This window comes from Pseudomonas sp. MPB03 (assembly GCF_046605385.1).
GTDB lineage: Bacteria > Pseudomonadota > Gammaproteobacteria > Pseudomonadales > Pseudomonadaceae > Aquipseudomonas > Aquipseudomonas zanjanensis.
This window is the reverse complement of record NZ_CP176770.1, coordinates 4,348,173-4,373,220: the sequence shown is the minus strand read 5'-3', so window position 1 is coordinate 4,373,220 and position 25,048 is coordinate 4,348,173. Positions and strand designations below refer to the sequence as shown.

32 protein-coding genes and 1 tRNA gene are annotated in these 25,048 nt (G+C 59.5%); 25 read left to right on the top strand and 8 right to left on the bottom strand.

Going from position 1 to position 25,048, the window contains the following annotated elements:
- Positions 1-34: 34 nt before the first annotated feature.
- Positions 35-490 carry a DUF2214 family protein gene (locus ACLH0I_RS18700; protein ID WP_186706624.1) on the top strand — a complete coding sequence of 152 codons (456 nt, stop codon included), beginning with the start codon at positions 35-37 and terminating at the stop codon, positions 488-490.
- A 193-nt stretch (positions 491-683) separates the two neighbouring features.
- Here the strand turns inward: ACLH0I_RS18700 and csrA are convergent, their stop codons facing one another.
- Entirely contained in the window at positions 684-878 is a 195-nt protein-coding gene (gene csrA, locus ACLH0I_RS18695) for a carbon storage regulator CsrA (protein WP_003179932.1), read from the bottom strand.
- Positions 879-1,125: 247 nt separating this feature from the next.
- On the opposite strand from csrA, the gene ACLH0I_RS18690 reads away from it, so the two are divergent.
- Complete coding sequence (locus tag ACLH0I_RS18690) at positions 1,126-1,491, top strand: SPOR domain-containing protein (RefSeq protein ID WP_411385054.1); 366 nt, start codon at positions 1,126-1,128, stop codon at positions 1,489-1,491.
- 155 nt (positions 1,492-1,646) lie between these two features.
- On the opposite strand, the gene ACLH0I_RS18685 is transcribed toward ACLH0I_RS18690, so the two are convergent.
- The gene (locus ACLH0I_RS18685) at positions 1,647-2,336 is read right to left on the bottom strand and encodes an endonuclease (protein ID WP_186706626.1); all 690 of its coding nucleotides are present in this window, start codon (positions 2,334-2,336) and stop codon (positions 1,647-1,649) included.
- Positions 2,337-2,341: 5 nt separating this feature from the next.
- Complete coding sequence (locus tag ACLH0I_RS18680) at positions 2,342-2,641, bottom strand: DUF1654 domain-containing protein (protein ID WP_411385053.1); 300 nt, start codon at positions 2,639-2,641, stop codon at positions 2,342-2,344.
- Positions 2,642-2,845: 204 nt separating this feature from the next.
- Between ACLH0I_RS18680 and ACLH0I_RS18675 the strand changes: the two genes are divergently transcribed.
- From ACLH0I_RS18675 to ACLH0I_RS18640, 8 genes are all read left to right on the top strand, one after another.
- Positions 2,846-3,298, top strand: a complete 453-nt coding sequence (locus tag ACLH0I_RS18675; RefSeq protein WP_250962216.1) for a hypothetical protein — start codon at positions 2,846-2,848, stop codon at positions 3,296-3,298.
- Positions 3,299-3,444: 146 nt separating this feature from the next.
- Complete coding sequence (locus tag ACLH0I_RS18670) at positions 3,445-4,404, top strand: sugar ABC transporter substrate-binding protein (protein ID WP_411385052.1); 960 nt, start codon at positions 3,445-3,447, stop codon at positions 4,402-4,404.
- Positions 4,405-4,459: 55 nt separating this feature from the next.
- Entirely contained in the window at positions 4,460-6,013 is a 1,554-nt protein-coding gene (locus ACLH0I_RS18665) for a sugar ABC transporter ATP-binding protein (RefSeq protein WP_186706630.1), read from the top strand.
- A complete protein-coding gene (locus ACLH0I_RS18660; protein ID WP_411385051.1) occupies positions 6,010-6,987 on the top strand; it encodes an ABC transporter permease in 978 nt (325 codons plus the stop codon). The genes ACLH0I_RS18665 and ACLH0I_RS18660 overlap by 4 nt, the downstream gene beginning before the upstream one ends.
- Before the next feature lie 3 nt (positions 6,988-6,990).
- Positions 6,991-8,010, top strand: coding sequence for a LacI family DNA-binding transcriptional regulator (locus ACLH0I_RS18655; protein ID WP_411385050.1), 1,020 nt, complete (start codon positions 6,991-6,993; stop codon positions 8,008-8,010).
- A 23-nt stretch (positions 8,011-8,033) separates the two neighbouring features.
- Entirely contained in the window at positions 8,034-8,948 is a 915-nt protein-coding gene (gene rbsK / locus ACLH0I_RS18650) for a ribokinase (RefSeq protein WP_411385049.1), read from the top strand.
- Positions 8,945-9,349, top strand: coding sequence for a D-ribose pyranase (gene rbsD / locus ACLH0I_RS18645; RefSeq protein ID WP_411385048.1), 405 nt, complete (start codon positions 8,945-8,947; stop codon positions 9,347-9,349). Before rbsK ends, rbsD begins: the two co-directional genes overlap by 4 nt.
- 30 nt (positions 9,350-9,379) lie before the next feature.
- On the top strand, positions 9,380-10,408 hold the full coding sequence (locus tag ACLH0I_RS18640) for a nucleoside hydrolase (protein WP_003203636.1): 1,029 nt from the start codon (positions 9,380-9,382) through the stop codon (positions 10,406-10,408).
- A 46-nt stretch (positions 10,409-10,454) separates the two neighbouring features.
- Here ACLH0I_RS18640 and ACLH0I_RS18635 read toward each other — a convergent pair whose 3' ends face one another.
- A complete protein-coding gene (locus ACLH0I_RS18635) occupies positions 10,455-10,652 on the bottom strand; it encodes a hypothetical protein (protein ID WP_250962209.1) in 198 nt (65 codons plus the stop codon).
- A 127-nt stretch (positions 10,653-10,779) separates the two neighbouring features.
- On the opposite strand from ACLH0I_RS18635, the gene ACLH0I_RS18630 reads away from it, so the two are divergent.
- Positions 10,780-11,085: a hypothetical protein gene (locus tag ACLH0I_RS18630; protein ID WP_186706636.1), complete on the top strand. Its 306-nt coding sequence runs from the start codon at positions 10,780-10,782 to the stop codon at positions 11,083-11,085.
- A gap of 155 nt (positions 11,086-11,240) precedes the next feature.
- Positions 11,241-11,555, top strand: a complete 315-nt coding sequence (locus tag ACLH0I_RS18625) for an I78 family peptidase inhibitor (protein WP_250962207.1) — start codon at positions 11,241-11,243, stop codon at positions 11,553-11,555.
- 68 nt (positions 11,556-11,623) lie between these two features.
- On the opposite strand, the gene ACLH0I_RS18620 is transcribed toward ACLH0I_RS18625, so the two are convergent.
- Complete coding sequence (locus tag ACLH0I_RS18620; RefSeq protein ID WP_003179963.1) at positions 11,624-11,836, bottom strand: cold-shock protein; 213 nt, start codon at positions 11,834-11,836, stop codon at positions 11,624-11,626.
- 289 nt (positions 11,837-12,125) lie between these two features.
- Positions 12,126-12,428, bottom strand: a complete 303-nt coding sequence (locus ACLH0I_RS18615) for a hypothetical protein (RefSeq protein WP_095962812.1) — start codon at positions 12,426-12,428, stop codon at positions 12,126-12,128.
- A 370-nt stretch (positions 12,429-12,798) separates the two neighbouring features.
- Here ACLH0I_RS18615 and thrS point away from each other — a divergent pair, with 370 nt between their 5' ends.
- From thrS to ACLH0I_RS18560, 11 genes are all read left to right on the top strand, one after another.
- Positions 12,799-14,721, top strand: coding sequence for a threonine--tRNA ligase (gene thrS / locus ACLH0I_RS18610; protein ID WP_014337550.1), 1,923 nt, complete (start codon positions 12,799-12,801; stop codon positions 14,719-14,721).
- Positions 14,721-15,272 (top strand): translation initiation factor IF-3, encoded by a 552-nt coding sequence (gene infC, locus ACLH0I_RS18605; protein WP_169432615.1) that lies wholly within the window; start codon positions 14,721-14,723, stop codon positions 15,270-15,272. The genes thrS and infC overlap by 1 nt, the downstream gene beginning before the upstream one ends.
- A 60-nt stretch (positions 15,273-15,332) precedes the next feature.
- Positions 15,333-15,527, top strand: a complete 195-nt coding sequence (gene rpmI / locus ACLH0I_RS18600; RefSeq protein WP_002553160.1) for a 50S ribosomal protein L35 — start codon at positions 15,333-15,335, stop codon at positions 15,525-15,527.
- Positions 15,528-15,557: 30 nt separating this feature from the next.
- Positions 15,558-15,914 carry a 50S ribosomal protein L20 gene (rplT, locus tag ACLH0I_RS18595; RefSeq protein ID WP_002553161.1) on the top strand — a complete coding sequence of 119 codons (357 nt, stop codon included), beginning with the start codon at positions 15,558-15,560 and terminating at the stop codon, positions 15,912-15,914.
- 109 nt (positions 15,915-16,023) lie between these two features.
- Positions 16,024-17,040 (top strand): phenylalanine--tRNA ligase subunit alpha, encoded by a 1,017-nt coding sequence (gene pheS, locus ACLH0I_RS18590; protein WP_186706639.1) that lies wholly within the window; start codon positions 16,024-16,026, stop codon positions 17,038-17,040.
- A gap of 26 nt (positions 17,041-17,066) precedes the next feature.
- A complete protein-coding gene (gene pheT / locus ACLH0I_RS18585; protein ID WP_411385047.1) occupies positions 17,067-19,445 on the top strand; it encodes a phenylalanine--tRNA ligase subunit beta in 2,379 nt (792 codons plus the stop codon).
- A 3-nt stretch (positions 19,446-19,448) separates the two neighbouring features.
- Positions 19,449-19,751 carry an integration host factor subunit alpha gene (gene ihfA / locus ACLH0I_RS18580; protein WP_002553164.1) on the top strand — a complete coding sequence of 101 codons (303 nt, stop codon included), beginning with the start codon at positions 19,449-19,451 and terminating at the stop codon, positions 19,749-19,751.
- Positions 19,732-20,088, top strand: coding sequence for a MerR family transcriptional regulator (locus ACLH0I_RS18575; protein ID WP_003179985.1), 357 nt, complete (start codon positions 19,732-19,734; stop codon positions 20,086-20,088). The genes ihfA and ACLH0I_RS18575 overlap by 20 nt, the downstream gene beginning before the upstream one ends.
- An 89-nt stretch (positions 20,089-20,177) precedes the next feature.
- A tRNA-Pro gene (locus ACLH0I_RS18570) sits at positions 20,178-20,254 on the top strand.
- 154 nt (positions 20,255-20,408) lie between these two features.
- Positions 20,409-20,648, top strand: coding sequence for a YceK/YidQ family lipoprotein (locus ACLH0I_RS18565; RefSeq protein WP_186706641.1), 240 nt, complete (start codon positions 20,409-20,411; stop codon positions 20,646-20,648).
- Between the two features lie 119 nt (positions 20,649-20,767).
- Positions 20,768-21,808 carry a zinc-dependent alcohol dehydrogenase family protein gene (locus ACLH0I_RS18560; protein ID WP_411385046.1) on the top strand — a complete coding sequence of 347 codons (1,041 nt, stop codon included), beginning with the start codon at positions 20,768-20,770 and terminating at the stop codon, positions 21,806-21,808.
- On the opposite strand, the gene ACLH0I_RS18555 is transcribed toward ACLH0I_RS18560, so the two are convergent.
- Positions 21,805-23,826: a DKNYY domain-containing protein gene (locus ACLH0I_RS18555; RefSeq protein WP_411385045.1), complete on the bottom strand. Its 2,022-nt coding sequence runs from the start codon at positions 23,824-23,826 to the stop codon at positions 21,805-21,807. The two genes, ACLH0I_RS18560 and ACLH0I_RS18555, sit on opposite strands and share 4 nt — an antisense overlap.
- A 109-nt stretch (positions 23,827-23,935) precedes the next feature.
- On the opposite strand from ACLH0I_RS18555, the gene ACLH0I_RS18550 reads away from it, so the two are divergent.
- Both ACLH0I_RS18550 and ACLH0I_RS18545 read left to right on the top strand, forming a co-directional pair.
- On the top strand, positions 23,936-24,166 hold the full coding sequence (locus tag ACLH0I_RS18550; protein ID WP_250962202.1) for a type II toxin-antitoxin system ParD family antitoxin: 231 nt from the start codon (positions 23,936-23,938) through the stop codon (positions 24,164-24,166).
- Positions 24,167-24,168: 2 nt separating this feature from the next.
- Complete coding sequence (locus tag ACLH0I_RS18545; protein ID WP_411385044.1) at positions 24,169-24,486, top strand: type II toxin-antitoxin system RelE/ParE family toxin; 318 nt, start codon at positions 24,169-24,171, stop codon at positions 24,484-24,486.
- A gap of 271 nt (positions 24,487-24,757) precedes the next feature.
- Here the strand turns inward: ACLH0I_RS18545 and ACLH0I_RS18540 are convergent, their stop codons facing one another.
- Positions 24,758-25,021, bottom strand: a complete 264-nt coding sequence (locus ACLH0I_RS18540) for a hypothetical protein (protein WP_411385043.1) — start codon at positions 25,019-25,021, stop codon at positions 24,758-24,760.
- Positions 25,022-25,048: the final 27 nt, after the last annotated feature.

The following is a 25,048-nucleotide window of genomic DNA, read 5'->3' as shown; positions in this document are numbered from 1 at the left end:
GTCGATTCGACGTTCTCTCTGTCAGGAGTCTTCCATGTTGGCTCATTGGTCGCTTGCGGCAATCCATCTGCTGGCGTTCGCCCTCGGGTTCTGGGCGGTGCTGACGCGCGGCACGGCGCTACGACGCCTGGCGGGCGGCGTGGATGCGGTGCGGGGTGTCTTGGTCGCCGACAACGTGTGGGGCTTGTCGGCGCTGGTGCTGTTGGTGACCGGTGGGATGCGAGCGTTCGGCGGGTTCGAAAAAGGCACGGACTATTACCTGCACCAACCGCTGTTTCATCTGAAGATGACGTTGCTGCTGCTGATCCTGCTGCTGGAGATCGTGCCGATGATCGCCCTGATCAAATGGCGGATGGCGCTGGGCAAAGGGACGGCGATCGATCCTTCGAAAGCAGGCCGACTTGCGCGGATCAGCCACATCGAAGCCTTGTTGCTGATCTTGATGGTGGTCGCCGCCACAGGCATGGCGCGCGGCGTGGGCCTGGGCTGACCGGCCGCGAACGCCTGCTTCGTCATCATTAAAACGAAACGTCTGACAGCCATGCTAGAGGTCATGCCATTAGTATCGGTTCACGGGCGGGACGAAAGAAGGCGAGGAGGGCAGGGTACGGCGCGGTCGACCAGAATCTTTAGCCAGCCATTGCGACGATGCAAACGGGCTGGCTGCGGACTGCTTGCAAGGCTCAGGGAGTTTGCGGCTTGTCGGGCGCGGTGAGGCCGGCCTGAATACGCTGATAAATCTCTTCGCGATGCACCGCAACGTTCTTCGGGGCGTTGATGCCGATCCGGACCTGTTGGCCGCTAACGCCCAGAATGGTGATCGTGATGTCGTCACCAATGTTTATGCTTTCACCGACTTTGCGGGTGAGTATCAGCATGGTGTTCTCCTTGATTGCTTTATAGGGCACCTGATTCAGACAGTGCAGATGTCGGTACTGCTTATAGATTAGTGCTAAGTGTCACAATGTGGGTGCCTCTTTCTGACGTGCAGATGCTGCATTAATTCCCAGGGTGCGACTATACAGAGACGCCGGGCAGGATTCTCGTGTTTTGAGCATTGTTTGCGGCGATCTTGATGGGCTCGGGTGCTAAAATCCGTGCCTCATGTCTTCCAGGGGAAACGTTGTGCGCAAATTGGCTTGGGTAATTGCGGTATTGGCACTGGCAGGATGCGGGGAAGGGCGTGACGTCGAAGCACCGAAACCGAAACCCGCCGTGACCTCCGCACCGGCCGCCGCTGCCGCACCGCAGTGGGCCGTCGAGGTTCGCGGGCAGACACCGCAGGCTGTCAGCGACCTGACCGGTTGGCTCATCGAGCACAGCTTCATGTCGACCGTGGTGCGGGAAAACGGCAAGGAGCGCGTCCTGGTCGGCCCTTTGAGCTCCGAGGCTGAAGCCAAAGCCAAGCAGGAACAGGTCACGGCCGCGTTGGTCCGGGCGAAGAAACGCAACATCGAGGCGTTGGTGGTGGATTACCCGACGGCTCAATAACCGGGCAGCCCAAAAACTCAGTTACGCCACAAAACCTGTGGGAGCGAGCTTGCTCGCGATAGCGATGGATCAGCCAATATAGATGTTGACTGACATGCCCCTATCGCGAGCAAGCTCGCTCCCACAGTGGGTTTGTGGTGTTTACAAAGGGCAGGTCAACCGCAGGCCTTCATGTCCACCGGCCCCACGAACTCGTTCCCACGCCCCATGACGCACGCCACGCTCTGGTTGCGCTGGCGTTCCCAGCTTTCGACCGGGTAGGTCTTGTCCCAGGCTTCATACAGGCGCCGGTCCTGTTTCGACAGGCGCAGGCCATATTGCTTGCTCATGTAGAAATAGGTCCGGGCGATCATCCCTCGAATGGAAGGGCGGGGCATGACCTTCTTGGCCTTGAAATCCACTTGGGTCAGGCATGAGCCGTATTGGCCCTTTTGCTCCGGCAGCCAGCCGAAACTGAAATTGCTGCGGTCGCCATTCACTTCCCCGATGCTCGGCACCAGGTTGTGCAGGTCGGCCTCGGCCCGTTGATAGACCGGATCATAGCGGGTGCAGTTCTTGCGACCGCCTGCTTGCCAGCATTGACGCTGATGGCCGATCTGCCACGCCGGAACGATATGCTCCCACTCGATACGAGCGGCGCGGCTGGCATTCTTGCGCGGTACATAACCGCAGGCGGCCAGGTTCACGCGGTTGCCGGTGTATTTGCAGCCACAATAGAACTCCGTGGATTGCGGGGCGTAGAGTTTCCAGGCGATTTTCTTGGCTTCGTTGAAGGTGCGCGGGGCACCGGCCTGCGCCCCCGTGGCGATAAACACAAGCAGTAAAGCTAAGCAGCGAACACTCATCACGCTCAATCTTCCTTCGGCACAACCCAGAAAACCTGCACGCCACCGTCGTCGCGATAGGCGAGGGTCACGTTGTCGTTCTCGTCGATTTCTTCCAGGAGGCGCTCCCACTCATCCACAGGCTCGTCGGGAAGGCGGAAGATCAGTGCGGCCTTGGCTTTTTGTGCGGTGGGGGCATTGATGATTTTCGAGACCCGCAGGCCGAGTCGCGTATAGGAATCTAAGGGGGTGGTTGCAGCGGAGGGAGTGGCCACAGGATTATCCTTATTAAGCTGTACGTGCATACAGTATTTAACCGTAGGCATTTACGCAACTACTTAAAATTCAAGAGGATCGTCTGACAGCACTTTTTTCGTTTTGGTGTAGGAGAAAGGATTTTTTTCTCCGTTAAATAAACAGGTGTCACTCGTTCAGGGTGGCGAAGCGATCGGCTGATCTCAGCGAGCGCTAAAGAAAGTGCTTCGGCGGACGATGTCCTTCGTAGGAATCCCCCTTCATGGAGTTTTGACATGGCCTTTTCCATCGGCTTTCCCAGTGCGGCAGCCGTGACCATCGGCGGCAAATCCGCAGCCACCCTGAAGGCGCTGAGCGAGGCAGAAGCCCAGGCCGCCGATGAGGCCTTGGGTACGACGCAAACCTCGGGCAAGGTCCGCACGGGCCTGGGTGCCAGCGCCGAAGCAACCGACCAGGCGCAGGAGGGTGGCAGCACCCAGAGCGTGGCCGTCCAGGTGCTGCTCAAGCGGATGCAAGAGCTGCAGCAACAGCTCCGTGAGCAGCAACAGCAACTGGCCGCCGCCGAGGCACGCAACTATTCGACGGAGGAAGCCAAGACCTCGGCGGTCATGGCGGTTCAGGGCCAGATCGCCGATACCAGTGGCGCGTTGCTGGAAGTCACCGGCCGCCTGGTCACGGAGCTGGCCAAGGGCGCCGGTTCGGGTACGGTGGTCAACACGACGGCCTGAGCTTCTCCGTTCAACTGCAACGTTGCGGATCAAATCGCAACGTTGACAAATTCCCGAAGCCTTACCATAGTTCACTTCACGCAAACGTTTGCGCGGCGTTCCGTGCACTGATTTGCTCACAATAATCATAAGATCGGAGTGAACCCATGAAGTTGCCATTCGCTGGACGCCTTCTCGCTGTTGCCATGCTCGCGGCTGCCTCCGCTGCGCTGCCTCTCTCCTCGGCACTCGCCCAGACCGCAGAAAAACCCAAGGTCGCCCTGGTCATGAAATCCCTGGCCAACGAATTCTTCCTGACCATGGAAGACGGCGCCAAGGCTTATCAGAAGGAACACTCCGCCGATTTCGACCTGATCTCCAACGGGATCAAGGATGAAACCGACACCGCCAACCAGATTCGCATCGTCGAGCAGATGATCGTGTCCAAGGTCGATGCCCTGATCATCGCGCCCGCGGATTCCAAGGCGATGGTGCCGGTGATCAAGAAAGCCGTGGATGCCGGTATCACGGTCATCAACATCGATAACCAGCTCGATCCGGCCGTGGTCAAGAGCAAGAACATCACCGTGCCGTTCGTAGGCCCTGACAACCGCAAGGGCGCGCGTCTGGTGGGCGAATACCTGGCCAAGCAACTCAAGGCCGGTGACGAAGTCGGCATCATCGAAGGCGTGTCCACCACCACTAACGCCCAGGCCCGCACCGCGGGCTTCAAGGATGCGATGGAAGCGGCGCAGGTCAAGGTCGTGTCCCTGCAATCCGGCGATTGGGAAATCAACAAGGGCAATCAGGTGGCCGCGTCGATGCTCAGCGAATACCCGAACATCAAGGCACTGCTGGCCGGTAACGACAGCATGGCGGTCGGTGCCGTATCGGCCGTGCGCGCGGCGGGCAAGGCCGGCAAGGTGCAGGTGGTGGGCTACGACAACATCAACGCCATCAAGCCGATGCTCAAGGACGGACGTGTCCTGGCGACTGCCGACCAGTTCGCTGCCAAGCAGGCGGTGTTCGGCATCGAAACAGCGCTGAAGATGCTCAAGGGCGAAAAAGTCGACAGCGGCACCAACGGCGTTATCGAAACTCCGGTCGAACTGGTGACCAAGCCGTAATCCTGGCGACACAACGGTGCTCGCCCATCCGGGCGAGCGCATTGGAGAGTTTGTTATGTCCGTTCGCGACCCGAACGCTGTCCTGTGCGTCAGCGGTATCGGCAAGACCTATGCCCAGCCGGTACTGACCGATATCACGTTGACGTTGATGCGCGGTGAAGTGCTGGCGCTGACCGGCGAAAATGGCGCCGGCAAAAGCACCTTGTCCAAGATCATCGGTGGGCTGGTGACGCCGACGACCGGGCAGATGCAATTTCAGGGGCAGGATTATCGTCCTGGCAGCCGGACCCAGGCTGAAGAGCTGGGCGTGCGCATGGTGATGCAGGAACTCAACCTGCTGCCGACCCTGTCCGTGGCTGAAAACCTGTTTCTCGACAACCTGCCCAGCCACGGTGGCTGGATCAGCCGCAAGCAGTTGCGCAAGGCGGCGATCGAGGCCATGGCCCAGGTGGGCCTCGATGCCATCGATCCCGACACGCTGGTCGGCGAGTTGGGGATCGGTCACCAGCAGATGGTCGAGATCGCCCGCAACCTGATCGGCGACTGCCATGTGCTGATTCTCGATGAGCCGACCGCCATGCTCACGGCCCGCGAGGTCGAGATGCTGTTTGAGCAGATCACGCGCCTGCAGGCGCGCGGCGTGTCGATCATCTACATTTCCCATCGCCTCGAAGAACTGGCGCGAGTTGCCCAGCGCATTGCCGTGCTGCGCGATGGCAACCTGGTCTGCGTCGAGCCGATGGCCAACTACGACAGCGAGCAACTGGTAACCCTGATGGTCGGTCGGGAGCTGGGCGAGCATATCGACCTTGGCCCACGCCAGATCGGTGCGCCGGCGTTGACGGTTAAAGGCCTGACCCGTTCCGACAAGGTCCGCGACGTGTCCTTCGAAGTGCGCAGTGGCGAAATATTCGGCATCTCCGGCCTGATCGGGGCAGGGCGCACCGAGCTGTTGCGGCTGATCTTCGGTGCCGACCCGGCCGACAGTGGTACGGTGGCGCTGGGTTCGCCGGCTCAGGTCGTGAGCATTCGCTCGCCGGCCGATGCGGTGGCCCATGGCATTGCGTTGATCACCGAAGACCGCAAGGGCGAAGGCCTGCTGCTGACCCAATCGATCGCCGCCAACATTGCCCTGGGCAACATGCCGGAGATTTCCAGCGCCGGCCTGGTCAATGGCGATGCCGAATTGGCCTTGGCCCAGCGGCAGGTCGATGCCATGCGCATCCGCAGTTCAAGCCCGACCCAATTGGTGTCCGAATTGTCGGGCGGCAACCAGCAGAAAGTCGTGATCGGTCGTTGGCTCGAACGCGACTGTGCGGTCATGCTCTTCGACGAGCCGACCCGTGGCATCGACGTCGGTGCCAAATTCGACATTTATGCACTGCTCGGCGAGCTGACTCGCCAGGGCAAGGCGCTGGTGGTGGTGTCCAGTGACCTGCGGGAGTTGATGTTGATCTGTGACCGGATCGGCGTGCTGTCCGCCGGACGCTTGATCGACACCTTCGAGCGCGACAGCTGGACCCAGGATGACTTGCTTGCCGCCGCATTCGCCGGCTACCAGAAACGTGATGCGTTGCTCAACGAAGCAGCGCCTAGGGATTTTTCATGAAAACCGCATCTGCCGTCGGCAAATCGAGTGGCAACTTCTATGGCCTCGGAACCTACCTGGGCCTGGCTGGCGCGCTGCTGGCCATGGTCGCGCTGTTCTCGGTCCTGAGCAGCCATTTCCTGTCCTATGACACGTTCAGCACCTTGGCCAACCAGATTCCCGACCTCATGGTACTGGCGGTCGGCATGACCTTCATCCTGATCATCGGCGGCATCGACCTGTCGGTGGGCTCGGTGCTCGCACTGGCAGCCTCGACGGTCAGCGTGGCCGTGCTCGGCTGGGGCTGGAGCGTCTGGCCATCGGCCTTGCTCGGCATGGCCGTGGCGGCGCTGGCGGGCACGGTCACCGGTTCGATCACCGTGGCATGGCGGATTCCATCGTTCATCGTCTCCCTCGGCGTGCTGGAAATGGCCCGGGGCCTGGCGTACCAGATGACCGGTTCCCGGACTGCCTACATCGGCGACTCGTTCGCCTGGCTGTCCAACCCCATCGCCTTTGGCATCTCGCCTTCGTTCATCATCGCCTTGCTGGTGATCTTCGTTGCCCAAGCGGTGCTGACCCGCACGGTGTTCGGTCGCTACCTGATCGGCATCGGCACCAATGAAGAAGCCGTGCGCCTGGCCGGCATCAACCCAAAGCCTTACAAGATCCTGGTGTTCAGCCTGATGGGGCTGCTGGCCGGTGTGGCGGCGCTGTTCCAGATTTCTCGCCTGGAGGCCGCGGATCCGAACGCCGGTTCTGGGCTCGAACTGCAGGTGATCGCTGCAGTCGTCATTGGCGGCACCAGCCTGATGGGTGGGCGCGGCTCGGTCATCAGCACCTTCTTTGGCGTGCTGATCATCTCCGTGCTCGCGGCGGGCCTGGCGCAGATTGGCGCCACCGAGCCGACCAAACGCATCATTACCGGCGCGGTGATCGTGGTGGCGGTCGTGCTCGATACCTACCGCAGCCAGCGCGCCAGTCGGCGGGCTTGAACCATGGCGACGATCAAGGATGTAGCGGCGCTCGCGGGTATTTCCTACACCACCGTGTCCCACGTGGTGAACAAGACGCGACCGGTCAGCGAGGAGGTACGGCTCAAGGTCGAGGCGGCCATCGAGCGCCTGGACTACGTGCCCAGCGCCGTGGCCCGGTCGCTCAAGGCCAAGACCACGGCGACCATCGGCCTGCTGGTGCCCAACAGCCTCAACCCTTACTTTGCCGAACTGGCCCGGGGCATCGAGGATTACTGTGAGCGCAACGGCTATTGCGTGATCCTGTGCAACTCCGACGACAACCCGGACAAGCAGCGCAGCTACCTGCGGGTATTGCTGGAAAAACGTATCGATGGGCTGATCTTCGCGTCCACCGGCGGTGATGTCGGCCTGGCCGAGGGGCTGGCCAACGTGCGCACGCCCATGGTGATCGTCGACCGCGGGCTTGATGGTGTCGATGCGGACCTGGTGCGCATCGATCATGAATACGGTGCCTACCTGGCGACCCGGCATCTGCTGGAGCTGGGGCACCGCGATATTGCCTTCATCGGCGGCCCGGCCAATACCAGCGTGGCGCAAATGCGCTTGGCCGGTTACTGCCGGGCGCTGAAAGAGGCGGGGATCGAGTTGCCCGTCGAGCGCATGCTCGAGAGCGATTTCACCAGTACCGGTGGCTACCGCGCCGCTGCGCAACTGCTTGAGCGGCAACCGCCCAGTGCGATCTTTGCGGCCAACGACATGATCGGCATCGGTGTGCTGCGTGCCGCTGCCGAACGCAACGTGCGCGTGCCCAGCGAACTGTCGGTCATCGGTTTCGACGACATCCAGATGAGCCGTTATGTCTATCCGGCGTTGACCACGGTGGGGCAGTCGATCCTGCAGCTTGGCGAGATGGCGGCCGAAGTGCTGCTGCTGCGTATCGCGACGCCGAGCCTTGCCACCGACCAGCGTATCGTGACGCCGAGTATTGTCCTGCGAGAGTCGACTGCACCGCTGTCCGGTACATTCGCCCAATACCGCTGAACCGAATTGATGAGTAGTGATGTATGCCAGCAAAAGTAGTGGTAATAGGCAGCCTGAACATGGACCTGGTGACCCGGGCGCCGCGCCTGCCCCGTGGCGGTGAAACGCTGATCGGTCAATCGTTCGCTACCATCCCGGGCGGCAAGGGCGCCAACCAGGCGGTCGCTGCCGCGCGCCTGGGGGCGCAGGTGTCGATGGTGGGTTGCGTGGGCAGCGATGCCTACGGCGAGCAATTGCGCGGCGCGCTGCTGGTCGAGGGTATCGACTGCCAGGCGGTGCGCGTGGTGGAGGACTCAAGTGGCGTGGCGCTGATTGTCGTCGATGACAACAGCCAGAATGCCATCGTCATCGTCGCCGGGGCCAATGGAGCACTTACCGCCGAGGTCTTGGACAGTGTCGATGCAGTGCTGCAAAGCGCCGATGTCATTGTCTGCCAGCTCGAAGTGCCGGACGCCACCGTCGGCCATGCCCTCAAGCGCGGCCGTGAGTTGGGCAAAATCATCATTCTCAACCCCGCGCCGGCTTCCCATGCGTTGCCGGCCGACTGGTATGCCTGCGTCGATTATCTGATTCCCAATGAAAGCGAAGCCGCGGTGCTGAGCGGGCTGGCGGTGGAATCGTTGGAAACCGCCGAAGCCGCCGCAGCGCATCTGATAGCCGCCGGTGCCGGCAAGGTGATCGTGACCCTGGGGGCCCAGGGCTTGATGTTCGCCAACGGTACCAGCTTCGAACATTTCCCGGCCCCGCGGGTCAAGGCAGTGGACACCACGGCGGCCGGAGACACCTTTGTCGGCGGCTTCGCGGCAGCCCTGGCCGGCGGCAAGAACGAAGTCGAAGCGATTCGTTTCGGTCAGGCCGCCGCCGCGCTGTCGGTCACCCGATCCGGCGCGCAACCTTCAATTCCCACATTGCTGGACGTAAAGGCTTTCAAATCATGAAAAAGACGCCGTTGTTGAATGTGGCACTGTCCCGACTGATCGCTTCCCTCGGCCATGGCGACAAGGTGGTCATCGGCGATGCCGGCCTGCCTGTGCCGCCCCAGGTCGAGTTGATCGACCTGGCCCTGACCCATGGCATTCCTGACTTTGTCAGCACCTTGAAGGTGGTGCTCAGCGAAATGCAGGTGGAAAGCCATGTTTTGGCCGAGGAAATCCTCGACAAGCAACCGTCGGCCCTGACGACCCTGCAAGCGCTGAATGCAGAGGGTGCGCTGGGTGAGCGGGCGTTGGTCAGTCATGAGCAATTCAAGGTCATCAGCCGACAGGCGCGGGCGATCATTCGCACCGGCGAGTGTTCGCCGTACTGCAATATCGTGCTGGTCGCGGGTGTGACGTTCTAATCCTGTTCAACCCTGCACAAGGAGTGCGCCATGCACCGCTATGCTCAGAAAATGCATCAACTGATCCGGAGTCTGCTGCTTTTGTCACTGATCACCGCAACGAGCGCCCAGGCGGCGGAAAAAATTGACTTGATCATCGACACCGATCCGGGCGCTGACGACGTGGTGGCGCTGCTGTTCGCCCTGGCATCGCCCGAGGAACTGCATATCCGTGCGCTGACCACCGTTGCCGGCAATGTGCGCCTGGACAAGACCTCGCGCAACGCTCGCCTGGCCCGTGAATGGGCGGGGCGCGAAGACGTGCCGGTCTACGCCGGTGCGCCGAAACCGTTGATGCGCACGCCCATCTACGCCGAAAACATCCATGGCAAGGAAGGCCTGTCGGGTGTCACGGTACATGAGCCGAAGAAGGGGTTGGCCGAGGGCAATGCCGTCAACTACCTGATCGACACGCTAAAGGCTGCCAAGCCCCACAGCATCACCATTGCGATGCTGGGTCCGCAGACCAACCTGGCGCTGGCCTTGGTCCAGGAGCCCGATATCGTCCAGGGCATCAAGGAAGTGGTGATCATGGGCGGCGCGCACTTCAACGGCGGCAATATCACGCCGGTGGCCGAGTTCAATCTGTTCGCCGACCCGCAGGCGGCCGAGGTGGTGGCCAAGAGCGGCGTGAAGCTGACCTACCTGCCATTGGACGTGACCCACAAGATCCTCACCAGCGAAGCGCGCCTGAAGCAGATCGCGGCGTTGAACAATAACGCCAGCAAGCTGGTGGGCGATATCCTCAACGAATACGTCAAGGGCGACATGGAGCACTACGGCATGACGGGCGGGCCGGTGCATGACGCGACGGTGATTGCCTACCTGCTCAAGCCGCAATTGTTCACCGGCCGTTCGGTCAATGTCGTCGTGGACAGCCGCGAGGGGCCGACGTTCGGGCAGACCATCGTCGACTGGTACGACGGCTTGAAGGCACCGAAGAACGCGTTCTGGGTGGAAAACGGCGATGCCCAAGGCTTCTTCGACCTGCTGACCGAGCGCCTGGCGCGCCTGAAGTAACTAGCTTGTCATGTGCCCGCAGGCCGGAGCTGCGGGTGCATGAGCCTCAATCCACGGCGTCGACGATGCTCGGGTAACGCTCGAAGGCCTGCTGGATGAAATCGCGGGCGACTTCCGTTCCCAGCGCCTTCACCAACAATTCTATACCGATGAGCGCCAGTTCCTCCGGGCTGCCCGGGCTATAGGAGCTGTGGCCCTGCGACCATTTGGCATTGATGGTGGCTTCGATGCTGACGGTGCTCATGGTCGGGCTCGCGAGTTGGAGGTCTGTAGGCTGAGTTAACCATTTTTGCCGAGAATTTGGCACTGCGACTTAGGCATTGGGGGAGGGCTGTGCGACACTTGGTCTTTTATTTTTAAGGAGCCCCACCGTGCAGATCGACTTGAACGCTCCTGATGGCCTGACCGTCGAGGCGGTTCGTCAGTTGCTGGCCTCGGCCAGTGATGACGAGCATACCCAGCTGCGCGTGACCAAAGGCGGCATCGCCTATTTGTCCTCGGGGGTGGTCGGCGGCACCGACATTGACGGTTTACGGTTTCGCCTCGAGACCTGGGCCAAGGGTTCGGGCTACGTCGGGCGCGTCGCTGCCAGTGACGAGGTTTGGGTCATGCAGATCTACAACGCGCTGAAGGACAACTGGCCCAATCCACCCTTCGATTACATCGACGTTTATTGAGTCGCGTTCATATCCAGTCACGATTCAAGCCTGAACAGCGGGAACAGGCTCAGGCAAACTGCCAGCTTTCCCAGTCTGATGGCTGCGGTGTTGCAACCAAGCGCTGTTTAGGTTGTCGCACGCTCACTGTTTATTCATCGAAAAAAGGAGGCTTCATGCCTTGGAAGCTCGCGTCATTGAGTACTTTGCTGGCCGCCATGATCTTGAGCGGTTGCAGCAACACCTCTGGATCGACCCCTGAACCTGTGGCGGCCGAGACCGGTCACAGCCGCTGCGAAGCAAAGGCCGCTGAGTTCGCCATTGGAAAGAAAGCTTCGCCAGAGCTGCTGGAGCAGGCCCGTACCCGTGCCGGCGCGCAGAATGCGCGGATCCTCAAGCCCAACGACATGGTGACGCTTGAATATCGCTCCGATCGCCTGAACCTCAATACCGATGCCAGCCTGGTGATCAATCGAGTGAACTGCGGCTGATCGACGCTTTTCAATCGCCCATAAAAAACCCCGTCACATGGACGGGGTTTTTTTAGTGCGCCGAGAAATTACTCTGGGCGAACCTGTGCAGCTTGCATACCCTTTTGGCCTTTCTCAGCCACGAAGGAAACGGTCTGGCCTTCTTTCAGGCTTTTGAAACCGTCGCTTTCGATAGCTTTGAAGTGTACGAACAGGTCGTCACCGCCACCTTGAGGAGTGATGAAGCCGAAGCCTTTTTCATCGTTGAACCATTTAACGGTGCCGGTTTGGCGATTAGACATGGTGTATCTCCAAGAAACATATATTTTCAGTGTACTGTGCTGCTCAGGCCAACTGGGCACACCCGGGTATCATAGTCGAAATGTTCGATTTGGGAGCCCCCCGCAGGCGCTGTTTGCCAATCAGTCGTGTTTACTTTATCGCCTTTACCCGCTGAAAGGCCCGGTTTTAAAGGCTTTCAGCCGAAAGTAAAGACAATAAAAAAAGCTGTAAAACCTGAATAAATCGTTCAAAAAAGCCTGAAATCAGGGTTTTTCCACCCTGCCAAGCCTGTTCGGGAAGCCTGTTTTCTTACTTTTTCGGCTTGTTGTCGGCCTTGCATTTTGCGATCTGCCCCAGTGCCTTTTGCTGCAGCTCCGGGGTGGCCTTGTTGTCCATCAAGGCCTGGATGTCCGAGGCAGGGTAGGACTTGATCGCATCGGCGCCACAGGCACAATGGGACTTGGCCGCGGCCGCGCCGATCTGGGGTGTTGCCGCCTCCGTGCATTGGGCCATGTATTTTTCGCGCTCGCCCTTTGGCCAGTCGGCATGGGCGGTCAGTGGAAGCAGCAGGGCGAGGGGGGCGACTACTGCGAACAATGTATTCAGACGCATGCGAAGATGCTCCTTTCGGGTCGATGTCTTGTTATCTGAGGCGTTGCGCTCGCTTCAGTTCAGCACTCTGGCATAAAAACCCTGGATTTACGTCTGCTTCAATTCCCACGCGGCGATGACCGTTCATCTGTGCTAGCATGCCGGGCTCGGCTATTTCCAGGCTGCGGATGATCGTTCGTCCCGGTGGCAAAGAACCCGAATAACCCTGATTTGAATCCCAGTCACTCTGGTTCGGTTTCCCGGTTGGCCGCAAGGCTCCTGCCGCTGTAAGGCAGGCGTTCGTCATTGAATGGCCTGGACTGGATCTTGTACTGGCTCATCCCAACCCACGTGACCTTTGGTAGGGGTCACCACTAGGAGAGGAGGCGCCATGCCAACTATTACTCTTCCCGACGGCAGTCAACGTTCGTTCGATCACCCGGTTTCCGTAGCCGAGGTCGCCGCATCCATCGGTGCTGGCCTGGCCAAGGCCACCCTGGCCGGCAAGGTCAACGGCAAGCTGGTCGACGCCAGTGACGTCATCGACAGCGACGCCACGCTGCAAATCATCACGCCCAAGGATGAAGAGGGGCTGGAGATCATTCGCCACTCTTGCGCGCACCTGGTCGGCCATGCGGTCAAGCAGCTGTACCCGAGCGCGAAGATGGTCATCGGGCCGGTCATCGATGAAGGCTTCTATTACGACATCGCCTTCGAACGTCCTTTCACCCCGGACGACATGGCCGCCATCGAACAGCGCATGCAACAGCTGATCGAGAAAGACTACGACGTCATCAAGAAAGTCACCCCGCGCGCCGAAGTCATCGAAGTCTTCAAGGCCCGTGGCGAGGACTACAAGCTGCGTCTGGTGGAAGACATGCCGGACGAGCAGGCAATGGGCCTGTATTACCACGAAGAATATGTCGACATGTGCCGTGGCCCGCACGTGCCGAACACGCGCTTCCTGAAATCCTTCAAGCTGACCAAGCTGTCCGGCGCCTACTGGCGTGGCGACGCGAAGAACGAGCAGTTGCAGCGCGTCTACGGCACCGCCTGGGCGGACAAGAAGCAACTGGCGGCCTACATCCAGCGCATCGAAGAAGCCGAGAAGCGCGATCACCGCAAGATCGGCAAGCGCCTGGGCCTGTTCCATACCCAGGAAGAATCCCCGGGCATGGTGTTCTGGCACCCGAACGGCTGGACCCTGTACCAGGTGCTTGAGCAGTACATGCGCCAGGTCCAGCGTGAGAACGGCTACCTGGAGATCAAGACGCCGCAAGTGGTCGACCGCAGCCTGTGGGAAAAATCCGGGCATTGGGCCAACTACGCCGACAACATGTTCACCACCCAGTCGGAAAACCGCGACTACGCCATCAAGCCGATGAACTGCCCGTGCCACGTGCAGGTGTTCAACCAGGGCTTGAAGAGCTACCGCGAACTGCCAATGCGCCTGGCCGAGTTCGGTGCTTGCCACCGCAACGAGCCATCGGGTGCGCTGCACGGCATCATGCGCGTGCGGGCGTTCACCCAGGACGATGCGCACATTTTCTGCACCGAAGAGCAGATGCAGGCCGAATCCGCCGCGTTCATCAAGCTGACCATGGACGTCTATCGCGACTTCGGGTTCACCGAGGTCGAGATGAAGCTGTCCACTCGTCCGGAAAAACGCGTCGGCTCCGACGAGCTGTGGGATCGCGCCGAAGCGGCCCTGGCCGCCGCCCTTGATAGCGCGGGGCTTGCGTACGACCTGCAGCCGGGTGAGGGCGCCTTCTACGGTCCGAAGATCGAATTTTCGCTCAAAGATTGCCTCGGTCGCGTGTGGCAGTGTGGTACCTTGCAGCTCGATTTCAACCTGCCGATCCGTCTGGGCGCTGAATATGTGTCCGAAGACAACAGCCGCAAGCACCCGGTCATGCTTCACCGCGCGATCCTCGGTTCGTTCGAGCGTTTCGTCGGGATTCTGATCGAACACTACGAGGGCGCGTTCCCTGCGTGGCTGGCGCCGACCCAGGCAGTGATCATGAATATCACTGATAAACAGGCAGATTTTGCCGCTGAAGTCGAAAAAACTCTCAATCAAAGCGGATTTCGTGCCAAGTCCGACTTGAGAAATGAAAAGATCGGCTTTAAAATCCGCGAGCATACTTTGCTCAAGGTTCCCTTTCTCTTGGTTATTGGAGATCGGGAGGTCGAGATGCAGACTGTCGCTGTGCGTACTCGTGAAGGTGCTGACCTGGGCTCGATGCCCGTCGCCGAATTCGCTGAGTTCCTCGCGCAAGCGGTTTCCCGGCGTGGTCGCCCAGATTTGGAGTAATTATTATTAAGCGTGAAATGAGACAAGATAAACGAGCTGCACCGAAAGCCCCGATCAACGAGAATATCTCGGCACGCGAGGTTCGGTTAATTGGCGCTGACGGCGAGCAGATTGGCATCGTCTCGATTGATGAAGCGCTTCGTATTGCTGAAGAAGCCAAGCTTGATCTGGTAGAAATCTCCGCGGACGCAGTCCCACCGGTTTGCCGGGTGATGGACTACGGCAAGTCGATCTTCGAAAAGAAGAAGCAGATTGCCGCGGCGAAGAAAAACCAGAAGCAGATTCAGGTAAAAGAAATCAAGTTTCGTCCAGGGACGGAGGAAGGGGATTACCAGGTAAAACTGCGCAACCTGGTACGTTTCCTGAGTGATGGGGACAGGGCCAAGGTATCCTTGCGATTCCGCGGCCGTGAGATGGCCCACCAGGAGCTGGGGATGGAACTCCTCAAGCGGGTTGAACAAGACCTGCTCGAGTACGGTTCGGTCGAACAGCATCCTAAGATGGAAGGACGCCAGCTGATCATGGTCATCGCCCCGAAAAAGAAGAAGTAATCACCAGGGCACGGCAGGCCTTGCGATTATGTTTATCAACTGAATGCGGAGTATCCGAACATGCCAAAGATGAAGACCAAAAGTGGTGCTGCTAAGCGGTTTCTGAAAACTGCTAACGGTATCAAGCACAAGCACGCTTTCAAGAGCCACATCCTGACCAAAATGTCGACCAAGCGTAAGCGTCAACTGCGCGGTAGCAGCTTGCTGCATCCGTCTGACGTGGCAAAAGTCGAGCGCATGCTGCGCCTTCGTTAATTTTTGGATCAAGAATAGAGGAAGTAACTCATGGCTCGTGTAAAGCGTGGCGTCATTGCCCGTAAACGTCACAAAAAAATTCTGAAACTTGCTAAAGGCTACTACGGCGCGCGTTCCCGCGTATTCCGTGTTGCCAAGCAAGCGGTAATCAAGGCAGGCCAATACGCCTACCGTGACCGTCGTCAGAAAAAACGTCAGTTCCGCGCTCTGTGGATCGCTCGTATCAACGCTGGTGCTCGTGTTAACGGTCTGTCCTACAGCCGTTTCATCGCTGGCCTGAAAAAAGCGTCCATCGAGATCGACCGTAAGGTTCTGGCTGATCTGGCAGTGAACGAAAAAGCGGCGTTTGCTGCGATTGTCGAGAAAGCTAAAGCCACCTTGGCTTAAGTACCCCCGGCAGTCACCGGGGTCCACCTCTGTGGGCCCAGGTGTCAAACGTCATAAATAGGGGAAGAGCCTTAAAGCTCTTCCCCTATTTTGTATCTGGAGTCTGTACATGGAAAACCTGGACGCGCTGGTCGCTCAAGCACTAGAGGCTGTGCAAAGCGCTGAAGATATCAATGCCCTGGAGCAAATCCGGGTTCACTACCTTGGCAAGAAGGGCGAGTTGACTCAGGTGATGAAGACCCTGGGGAACCTGCCAGCCGAAGAGCGTCCGCAGGTCGGTGCGCTGATCAACGTTGCCAAGGAGCGTGTCACAGAGGTCCTCAATGCGCGCAAGGCGTTGTTCGAGGAGGCGGACCTGGCCGCCAAGCTCGCCGCCGAGTCCATCGACGTGACCCTGCCTGGCCGTGGCCAGACTTCTGGTGGCCTGCATCCGGTCACCCGGACCCTGGAACGCATCGAGCAGTTCTTCACCCACATCGGCTACGGCATTGCCGAAGGCCCCGAGGTCGAAGACGACTATCACAACTTCGAGGCGCTCAACATCCCAGGCCATCACCCGGCCCGGTCGATGCACGACACCTTCTATTTCAACGCGAACATGCTGTTGCGCACCCATACCTCGCCGGTACAGGTCCGCACCATGGAATCGCAGCGGCCGCCGATCCGCATCGTCTGCCCAGGCCGTGTGTATCGCAGCGACTCCGATATCACCCACTCGCCGATGTTCCATCAGGTCGAAGGCTTGCTGGTTGATCGCGACATCAATTTCGCCGACCTCAAAGGCACCATCGAAGAATTCCTGCGGGTGTTCTTCGAAAAAGAGCTGGCCGTGCGTTTCCGCCCTTCGTACTTCCCATTCACCGAGCCCTCGGCGGAAGTCGACATGGAATGCGTGATGTGCAGCGGCAAAGGCTGCCGCGTCTGTAAGCAGACGGGCTGGCTGGAAGTCATGGGCTGCGGCATGGTTCACCCGAACGTGCTGCGCATGTCCGGAATCGATCCGGAAGAATTCTCGGGCTTTGCCTTCGGCATGGGCGTGGAACGCCTGGCCATGCTGCGTTACGGCGTGAACGACTTGCGTCTGTTCTTCGACAACGACTTGCGGTTCCTCGCGCAATTTCGCTAGTCGTAACGAACCTTTAGGAGAGCAGGATGAAATTCAGTGAACAATGGCTGCGCGGCTGGGTAAGCCCGCAGGTAAGCCAGGACGAGCTGGTTGCTCGCCTGTCGATGGCCGGCCTCGAGGTCGATAGCGTGACACCGGCCGCCGGTGCATTCAGTGGTGTGGTGGTGGGCGAGGTGCTGGGCACCGAGCAGCACCCTGACGCTGACAAGCTGCGGATTTGCCAGGTCAGCAATGGCGCGGAAACCTTCCAGGTCGTCTGCGGCGCGCCCAACGTGCGCCCGGGCCTGAAGATCCCATTCGCCATGATCGGCGCCGAACTGCCGGGCGACTTCAAGATCAAGAAAGCCAAGCTGCGCGGCGTCGAGTCCAACGGCATGTTGTGCTCCCAGGCCGAACTGCAGATTGGCGAAGGCAACGATGGCCTGATGGAACTCCCGGCCGATGCGCCGGTGGGCCAGGACATTCGTGAATACCTGGGCCTGGACGACGCGAGCATCGAGGTCGACCTGACGCCGAACCGTGGCGACTGCCTGTCCCTGGCGGGTCTGGCCCGTGAAGTCGGCGCGCTGTATGCCGCTCCTGTGACGCGTCCGACGGTCGCGACCGTGCCGGCCGTGCATGACGAAGTGCGTTCGATTGAAGTCCTGGCGCCGGCGGCGTGCCCGCGGTACCTGGGCCGGGTGATCCGTAACGTCGACCTGTCCAAGCCAACGCCGCTGTGGATGGTCGAGCGCCTGCGTCGCGCCGACGTGCGCAGCATCGACGCCGCCGTCGACATCACCAACTATGTCATGCTGGAGCTGGGCCAGCCGCTGCATGCGTTCGATCTCGCCGAAATCAACGGTGGCATCCGCGTACGCATGGCCGAAGAGGGCGAGAAGCTGGTGCTGCTCGACGGCCAGGAAGTGACTCTGCGCAGCGACACCCTGGTGATTGCCGACCACGCCCGCGCCCTGGCGATTGCCGGCGTGATGGGTGGCGAGCACAGCGGCGTATCCGCCACCACCCGCGATGTATTCCTGGAAAGCGCGTTCTTCGACCAGATCGCCGTCGCTGGCAAGGCTCGTTCCTATGGCCTGCACACCGACGCCTCGCACCGCTACGAGCGAGGCGTGGATTGGCAGCTGGCCCGTGAAGCCATGGAGCGCGCCACCGGCCTGCTGCTGGATATCACCGGTGGCGAAGCCGGGCCGGTCATCGAGACTGTCAGCGAACAGCACCTGCCCAAGATTGCACCGATCACCCTGCGTGCCCAGCGCATCACCCAGATGCTGGGCATGGAAATGGATTCGGCCGAAGTCGAACGCCTGCTCAGCGCCCTGGGCCTGAACATCAGCGCCGCTGGGGCAGGGCAGTGGCGCGTCGAAGTGCCAAGCCATCGCTTCGATATCAGCTTGGAAGTTGACCTGATCGAAGAATTGGCCCGCCTGTACGGCTACAACCGCCTGCCGGTTCGCTACCCGCAAGCCCGCCTGGCCCCACAAGCCAAGGCTGAAGCCCGCAGCGACCTGCCGGAACTGCGCCGCCTGCTGGTGGCCCGTGGGTATCAGGAAGCGATCACCTACAGTTTCATCGATCCACGCCAGTTCGAGCTGTTCAGCCCGGGCGTCGAGCCGCTGTTGCTGGCCAACCCGATCTCCAACGACATGGCCGCCATGCGTTCGTCCCTGTGGCCGGGCCTGGTCAAGTCGCTCCAGCACAACCTGAACCGCCAGCAGGATCGCGTGCGCCTGTTCGAAAGCGGCCTGCGTTTTGTCGGTCAATTGGAAGGCTTGAAGCAAGAGCCGATGTTGGCCGGTGTCGTCTGTGGCAGTCGCTTGCCGGAAGGCTGGGCGCAAGGTCGCGATGTCGTCGACTTCTTCGACGTCAAGGCTGACGTGGAAGCGGTGCTGGGCTTCGCCGGCGCGCTCGACGCATTCACTTTCGTACCGGGCAAGCACCCGGCGCTGCATCCGGGGCAGACTGCACGGATCGAGCGAGACGGGCGTGAAGTCGGCTATGTCGGTGCCATTCACCCAGAGCTGTCGAAAACCCTGGGCCTCGATCGTCCCGTCTTCGTTTTCGAGCTGGTCCTGGCCGAAGTGGCACAGGGGAAAATGCCGAAATTCCAGGAGTTATCGCGCTTTCCTGAAGTGCGTCGTGACCTGGCGTTGCTGGCCGACCGTGAGGTCGCTTCCAGTGCTGTACTGGAGGTAATTCGTGAAAATGCAGGCGAATGGCTAACGGACCTCAGGCTATTTGACGTGTATCAGGGTAAAGGTATTGATCCGCATAGAAAAAGCCTTGCAGTCGGCTTGACCTGGCAGCATCCATCGCGCACTCTTAATGACGATGAGGTGAATACCGCAACGCAAAATATCCTCACCTCGCTCGAAACCAGGTTGAACGCCACGTTAAGGAAGTGACGTATGGGGGCTCTGACGAAAGCTGAGATGGCGGAACGTCTGTATGAGGAGCTGGGCCTGAATAAACGGGAGGCCAAAGAATTGGTCGAACTGTTTTTCGAAGAAATCAGGCACGCTCTGGAAGACAACGAACAGGTCAAGTTGTCCGGTTTCGGCAATTTCGACCTTCGGGACAAACGCCAGCGGCCTGGCCGCAATCCGAAAACGGGAGAAGAAATCCCGATCACGGCTCGCCGTGTGGTCACCTTTCGTCCAGGGCAGAAGTTGAAGGCCCGAGTTGAGGCTTATGCTGGAACCAAGTCATAACGACGAACTACCCGTCATCCCGGGCAAACGCTACTTCACCATTGGTGAAGTCAGCGAGCTGTGTGCGGTAAAACCACACGTGCTGCGCTATTGGGAGCAGGAGTTTCCTCAACTCAACCCGGTCAAGCGCCGCGGAAACCGCCGGTATTATCAGCGACAAGACGTGCTGATGATCCGGCAGATCCGCGCGCTGCTGTACGACCAGGGGTTCACCATCGGCGGCGCACGCCTGCGCCTCTCCGGTGATGAGGCCAAGGACGATACAACCCAGTACAAACAGATGATCCGCCAGATGATCGCCGAGCTTGAAGATGTGCTGGTGGTGCTCAAGAAATAATTTCTGCTTTTAAATACTTCCAGTTTTCAAAAGCTTGCGTTATATTCCTGAGCGTTCCGCTGAGAAGCGGAACAAGATTCACGCCTAGTCGGGGCGTAGCGCAGTCCGGTAGCGCACTAGCATGGGGTGCTAGGGGTCGAGTGTTCGAATCACTCCGTCCCGACCATATTTACTGAGTAAAATCAGGCAGTTAAGCCGATCAGATAGATCGGCTTTTTTGTGCCTGCGCAAAATTTGTGGCCATGTTCCTTCGCATCCGGCGCTGAAGATCCGACTAAGCCTACCTGCGCAGCCGGGCAAAAGCATAATAAGGACACTACGTGCTACGGAAAGCGGTTCTACTGGTGCTGATCACCAGCCTAAGCGGCTGTATGGCCACCGCGATGCGAATGGACTACGACAAACACCGATGCCCCTACATCGGCCTTCGCTTTGACTGGTGGCTGGTGGGCACGTCCAAAGGAAAGCTGATTCCTTTCCTGCTGATCGACGCACCGTTCTCCTTGGTGGTCGATACCGTATTCTTCCCCTTCGAATATCAATACAGCTGCAATCTCTAAGCGACAGAGGCTCTTACGTGCAGGGGCGTTTGTGGCTACTGTTGACGTTTGTTTGTGCCCAGGCCAGTCCGCGAGCCAGGGTTCAGGCATAGCGCTTTTCCAAAGTAGAGGGATCCTGCATGAAAGCCGTCGTTTACGAAGCCTTTTCCCAACCCCCACGTGTGATGACCGTCGAAGATCCAACCCCCGAGCGTCACGGTGTGGTTGTCCAGGTCCTCGGCACGGGCGTATGCCGAAGCGACTGGCATGGCTGGAAAGGTCATGATCCTGATATTCAGCTGCCCCATGTGCCCGGCCACGAATTGGCAGGGATCGTGGCGGAGGTGGGCAAGGACGTCACCCGATGGAAGGTGGGCGATCGCATTACCGTGCCTTTTGTCGGTGGCTGTGGCGCGTGCCCGGAATGCAATAGCGGCAACCAGCAGGTGTGCCACAGCCAGTTTCAGCCGGGTTTCACCCATTGGGGCTCTTTCGCCGAGTATGTTGGGATTCACCAGGCGGATTTGAACCTGGTTGCGCTGCCGGACAACATGGACTTCGCCACGGCGGCGAGCCTGGGTTGTCGGTTCGTCACGTCGTTCCGTGCGGTGGTCGATCAAGGCAAGGTCACGGCGGGCCAGTGGGTGGCGGTTCATGGTTGTGGTGGTGTGGGGCTGTCAGCGGTGATGATCGCCCACGCTGTCGGGGCGAACGTTATCGCGATTGATATCTCCGACGATAAGCTCAAGCTTGCCCAGTCGCTTGGTGCCGTTGCGACGGTCAATGCAAGCCGTGTGGCGGATGTGACCGAGGCGGTGCTTGAGATGACGAAGGGCGGCGCTCATGTTTCGTTGGATGCGCTCGGTCATCCAACGACCTGCTTCAACTCCATCAACAATCTGAGACGGCGTGGCCGGCATGTCCAGGTCGGTTTGATGCTGGCCGATCACAGCACGCCGGCGATCCCGATGAGCAAAGTCATTGCCTATGAGCTGGAGATCTGCGGCAGCCATGGCATGCAGGCACACCGTTACGGCGCAATGATGGACATGATCACCTCCGGCAAGCTGGCACCTGAAAAACTGGTGGGCAAGACCATCAGCCTCGAACAATCCATTGATGCGCTTATGAACATGGACCGGTTCGACACGGCAGGGGTGACGGTGGTGACGCAGTTCTAGACGCTTGCCACCGGCTGGCCGAGGGATTCCTGATACTGTGCTTCATCGACCTCGGTCAGGGTTGCATAACCGTCGTAGTAGTACATTCGGTTCCTGTCTCGGGCATAGCGCTCACTCAGGAATTCCAGGGTGGCCAGGTCGATACGCTTGGCGCTGACGGGCCGTCGGTGACAGAACAACTTGCGCGTGCCCAGTTGCAGGAAATCAGGGTGGGGCACGCGGACTTCGTCGGGGTCGAACGGTACATCCAGCGGTTTGCCTTCCGAGAGGATCAGGGTAGGGCTGACGGCATAGGTGCCGAGAATGCGGGTATCCGAGGGATGTAGGCGTTTTTTCGCCTCGCCGTAGTAATACACCGCATTTTGATCCTGGGCCCAGCCATGATCGCAGGACTCGAAGGTAGCCACATGGGCCTTACGAATCGGTTCGGGAGAATGGTAGAAAATCCGGTGGCAGAACACGATTTTTCCGTCGGTCAGGTAGGGCCCACCGAGCGCGCGGAAGTGCTCCGCGGGTTCTTGGGAAAACCGTTCAGGCACTTGCGTTTCGGCGTTATGAAACGGGATCAGATACAAGCCCTGGGCATCGCCGCACAGGTGCGTGTCGAGCAATTTGAAACTCGCTGCGTCCAACCCGCTGATCGCGCGGCCATGGAAATACACTTGGTTGCCTAGTTCGAATCCGAGACCTATGGCCTGTAGCGGCTGCGTTTGCGCGTGTGTTTGGGCGGCCTCGGTTGTTGCCCGCAAACGGTGCCACCAGTAACCCTCCAACTGCGGATGGGCCTCGAAATAAGGTGCCCAGGCCTCTTGCATGGCCGCATCGATGATCCCGTCTGAGCCCAGCGGGCCGTGCTTGTCGCCTGCCAGCACGGGAGAGTAATCCTGGTCATTGCGACAGAGCTGGGTCACGACGAAGCTTTGCGCGTCGACATCGAGGCGTTTCTGGCGCCTGTAGACGTGCAGGTGATCACGGTAATAGTCGAACCCCAAATGGCGAAAGCTTGGGCCATGGGCGTCACGCATGCGGGTCCCGGCGGCATAGACGAAACTGTCGTCCACGGCAAAATAATCATCCTCGTATTCGCTGGCGCTGGCCACGCGCCCGCATTCATCGAACGTCGGCTGCCAGCACTTGAGCAGGTGGAAATCGCCAACGTAGCGGATGTTCTTTCCGGTCAGGTAATAGGCGCGTTGCTTGTCCTTGGCGTAGCGTTCATTCAGCATGGTGAAGGTTGCCAGGTCGGCATTGTCGATGCGGTAGAAGTATTCGTAGGAAATGCTTGAACCTTGCTGCGCCTGCACGATGATCGACTGTCCGTCGGTGCCCCAGCGTTGGGCGAGCATCTGGAAGTCGTCCGGGTTTGCCACCGGCAGCGGCGTGCCGTCCTTTTGGTGCAGGGGCTTGAAGCCCTTGTAGACCTGATCGTCGATCACTCGATAGGACGGGTGATTGCAATACCGCACCCGCGCCGTGGCGCTGGCGAGACGTTGCCCCTGCAAAAAGATATTCATCCCGTCGCTGAACAGGGCGGACGCTGAAGTCACTGAGGCGGGCGACTCTGGCAACAGGGCCAGGCTGTCGGGTCGGGCCTCGGGAATCTGGCTGATCGCGTACTCGCCGAACCAATAGGCGCCGGCTGCGTCATGCCAGTACTGGTGGCCGAGGCTTTCCAGGCCACTGTCGAACCGAAACGGCAAGGCTTGGAGCGCGTGGTAGCCGTGGCGCGCCCGGTAGGCTGGAAGCAGGTAGTAATCGCGCCGGACGTCGCGCAAGACCCAAGGGCTGCGTCGATGCCGCCAAACCGGCTGACCGGCCAGCAAGGGCGAGGGCGGATAGTGCCCGGCGTTGGCAGCTTGTGCCAACTCGCCGGGGCGTGCGCCTTCAGGGCTGAGCATGATGTACACATCAGGCACTTGCCCGTCGCCCAGCAGCACGCCGTCCATGAACGCGAAGCCTTGATGCCATTCAAGGTTAAGCGGCTCCCAGTCAGCAATAGCCGTGTCTATGTCTGTCATGTCGATGCGACCTGAACGTCTGATGGTTGGCCCCCCGCGAGCTCGCCCCTGGCGAGGCAGGCCCAAGGGTGTATACTTTGGCAAATTTTGTCAAAAAACAGGCAAAGTCATGAGTACCATGAACATCTCGCTGCCAGACGCTCTTAAATCTTTTATAGATGATCAGGTTAGTCAGAGAGGCTACAGCACCAGTAGCGAATATGTGCGGGAACTGATTCGCAAGGATCAGGATCGGCAGCACCTTCGTGGCCTGGTACTGGCCGGGGCTGAGTCGGATCCCACTGCTCCTGTGAATGGCGACTACTTCGAATCTCTACGGGCTAAGGTGCGCAAAGGGTGAGGATGAAGGCGAAACCCGTCATTCCGCGAGCTCTTGCCAGCCAGGATGTAGAGGACGCCATCAACTATTACCTAGGTGAGCAGGCCGAGCAGGCGGCACTCAATTTCATCGACGCCCTGGAAAATGCCTATACGCATATCAGCCGCCATCCGGCATCGGGTATGTCCAGGTACGCCCATGAGCTGGATATTTCCGGATTACTCTGCTGGCCGCTGAAGCGTTATCCCTATCTGGTGTTCTACGTAGAGCGCGATGAGCACATTGACGTATGGCGAGTTTTACACGCCATGCGGGATATCCCTGAATGGATGTCGTCATGAAGCAAGCGAAACGTTTGGCGGCAATGACGTAGCCCAATCTGCAAAGATTGGGCTTTTTCACGTCTGAAAAAAATGAACACCAAACCAAAGACCGCCGCCACGCTCAAAAAATGAACTTGAACAGCGCAATCACCACGATCAGGCCAATCAGGAAAATGATGCCTACGGTGCCGCCAAGGAATTTCAACATAAGAACGCTCTCATCGGATGGGCTTAATCGTCTAGACCGCCACCGATCACGCGCGTTTCGTCGAATATTCAGTCGTGATGATCAATGGACCGCAAAAGATCTCGGCACTGGCACATGCTCGAATTTCGAGATGGTCTTGATCCAGTAGCGACGATAGTCCGTCTGGTCCGGTGCCAGCGGTGTGTGGCTAGACCACGGGTGTTTCTCCTTCAGGCTGGCGCGGTACGCTTCCCATTCTTTCTGTTCGGCCACTTCCCGGGCTTTGCTCCGGTCGTCGAACCAGCCCAGCACGTAAGCTTCGCCCTGATCCGTGCCGTGCGCTATCAGCAAATAAATTTCTGTCATGACTGACCTACCGTTCCGTCCTGCGCC